General features: G+C 57.1%; 6 protein-coding genes and 1 pseudogene. 6 read left to right on the forward strand and 1 reads right to left on the reverse strand.

Annotated features, from left to right (window positions below; genetic code table 11):
* Window positions 1-79: 79 nt before the first annotated feature.
* Both HT737_RS03000 and HT737_RS03005 read left to right on the forward strand, forming a co-directional pair.
* Window positions 80-817, forward strand: a complete 738-nt coding sequence (locus tag HT737_RS03000; RefSeq protein WP_047292847.1) for a DUF599 domain-containing protein — start codon at window positions 80-82, stop codon at window positions 815-817.
* Window positions 817-1,218: an MAPEG family protein gene (locus HT737_RS03005; protein WP_182401382.1), complete on the forward strand. Its 402-nt coding sequence runs from the start codon at window positions 817-819 to the stop codon at window positions 1,216-1,218. Before HT737_RS03000 ends, HT737_RS03005 begins: the two co-directional genes overlap by 1 nt.
* Window positions 1,219-1,306: 88 nt before the next feature.
* On the opposite strand, the gene HT737_RS03010 is transcribed toward HT737_RS03005, so the two are convergent.
* Window positions 1,307-1,543 (reverse strand): hypothetical protein, encoded by a 237-nt coding sequence (locus tag HT737_RS03010; RefSeq protein WP_007962865.1) that lies wholly within the window; start codon window positions 1,541-1,543, stop codon window positions 1,307-1,309.
* Between the two features lie 158 nt (window positions 1,544-1,701).
* Between HT737_RS03010 and HT737_RS03015 the strand changes: the two genes are divergently transcribed.
* The 4 genes and pseudogenes from HT737_RS03015 to HT737_RS03030 all read left to right on the forward strand — a co-directional run bounded on the left by HT737_RS03015 (window position 1,702) and on the right by HT737_RS03030 (window position 5,408).
* Window positions 1,702-2,178 (forward strand): PaaI family thioesterase, encoded by a 477-nt coding sequence (locus HT737_RS03015; protein ID WP_047292851.1) that lies wholly within the window; start codon window positions 1,702-1,704, stop codon window positions 2,176-2,178.
* On the forward strand, window positions 2,175-2,627 hold the full coding sequence (locus HT737_RS03020) for a PaaI family thioesterase (protein ID WP_131670010.1): 453 nt from the start codon (window positions 2,175-2,177) through the stop codon (window positions 2,625-2,627). The genes HT737_RS03015 and HT737_RS03020 overlap by 4 nt, the downstream gene beginning before the upstream one ends.
* 81 nt (window positions 2,628-2,708) lie before the next feature.
* Window positions 2,709-4,611: pseudogene (gene htpG / locus HT737_RS03025) on the forward strand (molecular chaperone HtpG).
* Between the two features lie 68 nt (window positions 4,612-4,679).
* On the forward strand, window positions 4,680-5,408 hold the full coding sequence (locus HT737_RS03030) for a dienelactone hydrolase family protein (protein WP_182401384.1): 729 nt from the start codon (window positions 4,680-4,682) through the stop codon (window positions 5,406-5,408).
* Window positions 5,409-5,474 lie beyond the last annotated feature (66 nt).

The following is a 5,474-nucleotide window of genomic DNA, read 5'->3' on the forward strand; positions in this document are numbered from 1 at the left end:
CCATCAATGTTGTGTGATACGCCGCTTTCGCGAGCAGGCTCGCTCCCACAGGTAGCATCCATACTCCACAGGGAATTGCATGTCGTTCATCCAAGCCAACCTGATCCATCTGCTGGCCGCGCTCTGGTTTGTCATCTGCTGGGGCGGTTACACCCGTTATGCGTCGTGGAAGGCCCGCGATACCGCGTGCCTGGCCAGTGTGTTGCACCTGTACCGCGAAGACTGGATGCGCCGCATGCTCCTGCGTGACAACCGCATCGCCGACGCCAGCGTGATTGGCAATCTGGAACGCAACGCCTCGTTCTTCGCCTCCAGCACGCTGATTATTCTTGCCGGTATTCTGACCGTGCTCGGTGCATCCGAACGCGCCGTGTCGTTGCTGGCGGATATCCCGATGGTGCAACAGGCATCGCAGGGCATGTCGGAGATCAAGTTGCTGTGCCTGGCGCTGGTGTTCGTCTATGCGTTCTTCACGTTCAGCTGGTGCATGCGTCAGTACAACTTTGCCGCGGTACTGGTCGGCTCAGCGCCAATGATCGGCGAACGCCAGGTGTCCGAGCAGGAGCGCAAGGCGTTCGCACTGCGGGCGGCACGGGTGATTTCGATGGCGGCCAACCAGTTCAACTTCGGTCTGCGTTCCTACTACTTCGGCATGAGCATGCTGGCGTGGTTTGTCAGCCCATGGTTGTTCATGTTGATGAGTGCCGGTGTGGTTCTAGTGTTGTACCGCCGCGAGTTTCATTCCGACGTGCTCGATGTGATGGTCTATACCCCTACAGAGGCGCCATTGCCCGAAACCAATAAAGAGGCTGTTTGATGAGTATTCCGTTCTGGTGTGTGTTTATCAGTGCATTGTTGATCTACATCGCGCGTATGCCGGTGGGTAAAGCCATGAAAGAGCAGGGCGGTTACAACAACCACCTGCCGCGCCAACAACAGGCGCAACTCACTGGTTACGGCGCGCGGGCGCTGGCGGCGCATCAGAACTGCATCGAAGCGTTCATCCTGTTCGCCGTGGGTGTGCTGATGGCGCACACCACGCAAACCCAAGGCTGGTTGATTGATGCTCTGGCAATCATTTTTGTGATCGCGCGGGTTCTTTACGTGTGGTTGTACCTGGCGGATAAACCATCCCTGCGCAGCCTGGTGTGGCTGGTCGGCCTGCTCTGCAGTTTGTTGCTGATGATTAGTCCGACTTTTAGAACCGTATTGCTCTAAGAAAGCCTCTAAGCCAAGACTGACCAAAAATCACAGGCAAAAGAAAACCCGCACTTGGCGGGTTTTCTTTTTCTGCATCAAGTCGCAATTATTGCTTCTTGGCAGCTTCTTCCTGAGCAGCTTGATTCGATTCAGCCTGAGCTTTGGCAGCTTCGGCGTTTTCTTTTGCTGCGTCGTTCACTTTATCCTGAGCTTTGTTCATGTCTTGCTGAGCTTGCTCAGCATGTTGGTTGGCATCTTGAGCTTTGTCCTCGGATTTTTTATCGCAGGCAGCGAGACCGAGGGAAGCGGTCAACATCAAGGCAATAGCTAAAGTCTTACGCATGGGGTGTTTCTCCTTATGGAAAATAACTACTGGCCTTAAGAGCGCAGCGCCAAAGGTTAAGTTCCTCATTTTGTTCAGATATATAAGTTTGTTTTTCAGTGGAACTTTTGCCGTATTGCTTACTACTGGCAAAAGGCTCTAACGAGAGTAATTATCAAATGGCTGAAAACCCCGTTTTTGAGCGCGCGACACGCTTTCTCTCCGCCCTGCGCCATTGTCAGGTGCTCGGTTTGACGGTGCACAGCGCCAGCAGCGAAGGGCTGACAGTGAAGCTGCCGTACAGCGCGCAAATCGTTGGCAATCCGCAAACCGGGGTCATCCACGGCGGTGCGATTACTTCGCTGATGGACACCGCATGCGGCATGTCCACGTTGTGCGTTTTGCCGGAATTCGAAGTCTGCCCGACCCTGGACCTGCGCATCGACTACATGCACGCCGCAGAGCCGAACAAGGACGTCTACGGTTTCGCCGAGTGTTATCGGGTCACCACCGATGTGATCTTCGCCCGCGGTTTTGCCTATCAGGACGACCCGCAGCAACCCATAGCCCATGTGGTTGGCACGTTCATGCGCATGGGCAAGGGGCTGAAAGGCACCCAGGGATTTGGCGGCAGGATCAAAGGAGAACTTCGATGAGCGATGACTGGAAGCAACAACTGCTGCTGGCTCACGCCCAGGGCGATTACGCGCCTTTGCTGCAGATGATTCCCTACGCCGGGCTGATCGGCGTCGAATGCTCGCGAGTCGGTGATGACCTGCTGTTCAAGCTGCCGGCGAACAAGGACAACATTGGTAACCCTTTATTGCCTGCGATCCATGGCGGGGTGATTGCCGGATTCATGGAGCTGGCAGCCGCGTTGCATTTGCTGATCTTCACCGGAGCGCCCGGGGTGCCGAAGATCATCGATTTTTCCCTGGATTACCTGCGCGCCGGGCAGTTTCGCGACACCTGGGCCAAATGCCAGGTCTGCCGCCAGGGCCGGCGTGTGGCCAACGTCGCCATCACGGCCTGGCAAAGTACCGATAGCGAACCGATCGCCACCGCCCGTGCACACTTCAAAATCGATGAGCCCTTGAAATCCTGAACGCTGCCCCCAACTCAGTGAACAACCCGCCGCCGACCCTCCGGGTCGCGGCCACTGCCATCTGATTGGAGTTTGATGACCATGAGTGTGGAAACTCAAAAGGAAACCCTGGGCTTCCAGACCGAGGTAAAGCAACTGCTGCACCTCATGATCCATTCGCTGTATTCCAACAAGGAAATCTTCCTTCGCGAATTGATCTCGAACGCCTCTGACGCTGTCGACAAGCTGCGCTTCGAAGCTCTGGCCAAGCCGGAATTGCTCGAAGGTGGCGCTGAACTGAAAATCCGTGTGAGCTTCGACAAGGACGCCAAGACCGTCACCCTCGAAGACAACGGTATCGGCATGAACCGTGACGATGTGATCACCCACCTGGGGACCATCGCCAAATCCGGTACCGCCGATTTCATGAAGAATCTCTCGGGCGATCAGAAGAAAGATTCGCACCTGATCGGCCAGTTTGGTGTGGGCTTCTACTCCGCCTTCATCGTTGCCGACAAAGTCGATGTGTACAGCCGTCGCGCCGGCACTCCTGCCAGCGAAGGCGTGCACTGGTCGTCGAAAGGCGAGGGCGAGTTCGAAGTCGCCACCATCGACAAACCAGAGCGCGGTACCCGCATCGTCCTGCACCTGAAGTCCGGTGAAGACGAGTTCGCCGATGGCTGGCGTCTGCGCAACATCATCAAGAAATACTCCGACCACATCGCGCTGCCGATCGAGCTGCCGAAAGAAGTGGCTGCTGCCGAGGGCGAAGAGAAACCAGCCGTTGAATGGGAAACCGTCAACCGCGCCAGCGCCCTGTGGACCCGTCCGCGCACTGAAGTGAAGGACGAGGAATACCAGGAGTTCTACAAACACATCGCCCACGACTTTGAAAACCCGCTGGCCTGGAGCCACAACAAAGTCGAAGGCAAGCTCGAGTACAGCTCGTTGCTGTACGTGCCGGCCCGCGCGCCGTTCGACCTGTACCAGCGGGAAGCGCCAGAAGCTGAAGCTCTACGTGCAGCGCGTGTTCGTGATGGATCAGGCCGAGTCGTTCCTGCCCCTGTACCTGCGCTTCATCAAAGGCGTGGTCGATTCCAACGATCTGTCGCTGAACGTGTCGCGGGAAATCCTGCAGAAAGACCCGATCATCGATTCGATGAAGTCGGCGCTGACCAAGCGCGTGCTGGACATGCTGGAAAAACTGGCGAAGAACGAGCCTGAGCAATACAAGGGCTTCTGGAAAAACTTCGGTCAGGTCATGAAAGAAGGCCCGGCAGAAGATTTCGCCAACAAGGAAAAAATTGCCGGTCTGCTGCGCTTCGCATCGACCACCGAAGGTGACGGCGAGCAGATCGTCGGTCTGGCTGACTACCTGGCGCGCGCCAAGGAAGGTCAGGACAAGATCTACTACCTCACCGGTGAAACCTACGCGCAAGTCAAGAACAGCCCGCACCTGGAAGTCTTCCGCAAGAAAGGCATCGAAGTGCTGCTGCTGACCGACCGTATCGACGAGTGGCTGATGAGCTACCTCAGCGAATTCGATGGCAAGACCTTTGTCGACGTGGCACGCGGTGACCTCGATCTGGGCAACCTGGACTCGGAAGAGGACAAGAAAGCCGCAGAGGAAGTCGCCAAGTCCAAAGAAGGTCTGGTCGAGCGCCTGAAAACCGCGCTGGGCGATTCCGTTGCTGAGGTTCGCGTCTCTCATCGTCTGACCGACTCGCCAGCCATTCTGGCCATCGGCGAACAGGACCTGGGCCTGCAAATGCGCCAGATCCTCGAAGCCAGCGGACAGAAAGTGCCGGAGTCGAAGCCGATCTTCGAATTCAACCCGAGCCACCCGCTGATCGAGAAACTCGATGGCGAGCAGAACGAAGCGCGTTTTGGCGACCTGTCGCACATCCTCTTCGATCAGGCCGCTCTGGCGGCTGGCGAAAGCTTGAAAGACCCGGCCGCTTATGTGACCCGTCTGAACAAGCTGCTGGTTGAGCTGTCAGCCTAATCACGATGTAGAAAAACCCGCTTCGGCGGGTTTTTTCATTCTGGTGTTTAACTAATCAGGAGTCAGAAATGAGCCAAGTTACTGTTCGTTCCGTGGTCTATCAGTTGGATGGTCAGCCCTATGAAGGTCGTCTGGCGTTCGACGCGGAGCACAAGGGCGCGCGCCCGGGTCTGTTGATGGCGCCGAACTGGATGGGCGTCAGCGCCGGTGCCGAGGAGATCGCCAAGTCGGTCGCGGCCAAGGGTTACGTGGTGTTGATTGCTGACGTGTACGGGCAAACAGTACGTCCGCAGAATGCTGACGAGGCCGGCGCGGCGATGATGCCGCTGAAGAACGACCGCGCACTGCTGCGCAAGCGCATGCAGGCGGCGTTCGAACAACTGCAGAAGCAGGCTGAGGCGGCGGTTGATACCTCAAAACTGGGGGTGTTCGGGTTCTGCTTCGGTGGTTGCTGTGCGTTGGATCTGGCGCGGACCGGTGCGCCGGTGAAGGCAGCGGTGTCGTTCCACGGCACGCTGGACTCGCCGAATCCGGCGGATGCCAAGAACATCAAGGGCTCGGTGCTGGTGCTGCACGGTGCTTCCGACCCGTTGGTGCCGAAAGAGCAATTGCCGGCGTTCGAAGATGAAATGAACGCGGCGAAGGTCGATTGGCAGTTGCTGAGTTACGGCGGTGCGGTGCACTCATTCACCGATCCGCACGCCAATGTGCCAGGCAAGATGATGTACGACGCGAAGACCGCCAAGCGTGCGTTCAAGTCGATGCATGATTTGCTGGAAGAAGTGTTCAAAGGCTGATTGTTTCAAAATCAAAAGATCGCAGCCTGCGGCAGCTCCTACATGCGATCGATGTAGGAGCTGCCG

Source organism: Pseudomonas sp. MD195_PC81_125 (assembly GCF_014060985.1).
Classification (GTDB): Bacteria; Pseudomonadota; Gammaproteobacteria; order Pseudomonadales; family Pseudomonadaceae; genus Aquipseudomonas; species Aquipseudomonas parakoreensis.

Coding starts and splice junctions, on each gene's coding strand:
- HT737_RS03000 (WP_047292847.1), top strand. CDS start 80: ATGTCGTTCATCCAAGCCAACCTGATCCATCTGCTGGCCGCGCTCTGG.
- HT737_RS03005 (WP_182401382.1), top strand. CDS start 817: ATGAGTATTCCGTTCTGGTGTGTGTTTATCAGTGCATTGTTGATCTAC.
- HT737_RS03010 (WP_007962865.1), bottom strand. CDS start 1,543: ATGCGTAAGACTTTAGCTATTGCCTTGATGTTGACCGCTTCCCTCGGT.
- HT737_RS03015 (WP_047292851.1), top strand. CDS start 1,702: ATGGCTGAAAACCCCGTTTTTGAGCGCGCGACACGCTTTCTCTCCGCC.
- HT737_RS03020 (WP_131670010.1), top strand. CDS start 2,175: ATGAGCGATGACTGGAAGCAACAACTGCTGCTGGCTCACGCCCAGGGC.
- HT737_RS03030 (WP_182401384.1), top strand. CDS start 4,680: ATGAGCCAAGTTACTGTTCGTTCCGTGGTCTATCAGTTGGATGGTCAG.